The organism is Mesorhizobium sp. M1A.F.Ca.IN.020.06.1.1 (assembly GCF_004023265.1).
Classification (GTDB): domain Bacteria; phylum Pseudomonadota; class Alphaproteobacteria; order Rhizobiales; family Rhizobiaceae; genus Mesorhizobium.
This window is the reverse complement of sequence record NZ_RZSR01001537.1, coordinates 1-801: the sequence shown is the minus strand read 5'-3', so window position 1 is coordinate 801 and position 801 is coordinate 1. Positions and strand designations below refer to the sequence as shown.

Below are 801 nucleotides of genomic sequence, written 5' to 3'. Positions count from 1 at the left end.
GCCCAGGATCGGGTGCTTGCGCGGGCCGAACGTCGAGGTCATCACCCCGCTCACCGGCGTGACCATGCCGTTGGTGACGTTGAGCGAGCGAACCTCGTCATTGCCCGTCACGCACGCATACTGGCCATCGCTCTGCTGGAAGACGAAACAGTCGAGCGTCTTCTCCGTGCCCTGAACGCCGACATAGAGGACCCGTCCGGAGATTTCGCCCTGGCCGCGCGGCGTCTGCGAGTAGATCAGCACCAGCCGCTGGTCCTCGCTGGCGAAGGCGTCGAGATCCTGTCCTCGCGACAGATACATGATGGCCTCTCCGATCACGCTGGTCGGAACCTTGTTGCGGGCGGCCGTCGAATATATCGCATCGAGCAGGCGATATTGGCGCTTGGGCCCGCCTTCGTCGGATGCGCCTGAATAGTTGAAAAGGTCCTCCCGCACCCACGGGTCGACGCCCGACACGAACGCGCCCGCAGCATTGCGCGTCAGCGTGCCGACATAGACATTCCTGGCGTAGATCGAGACCTGCATAAGCGACATGGTGGTGGTCTCGCGGTTCGGCCTGAATCCGCGCATCGCCACGACAAAGCCCGCCCCCAGCCCGTCACGGTTGAACAGCGTCTTCAGCGCTTCGCCCGCCAGCTTCGCGTCGTCGGCGGAGAAATGCGCATCGGCGACGACGCTGTCCAGGCTGCGGTCGTTGAGGATTTTTACGAATGTGTCCTCGGTCGCCTCGAAGCGCTGGTATTCGCTGCTGACGGTCGCAACGGTCGTGTTGTTCTCGATCTGGGTCTTCTTGAAAGCGGG

Annotated in this window: 1 pseudogene; it reads right to left on the bottom strand. The window is 63.0% G+C overall.

Annotated elements, in window-relative coordinates:
• Positions 1–801: pseudogene (locus tag EOA60_RS35380) on the bottom strand (M23 family peptidase); the annotation flags it as partial.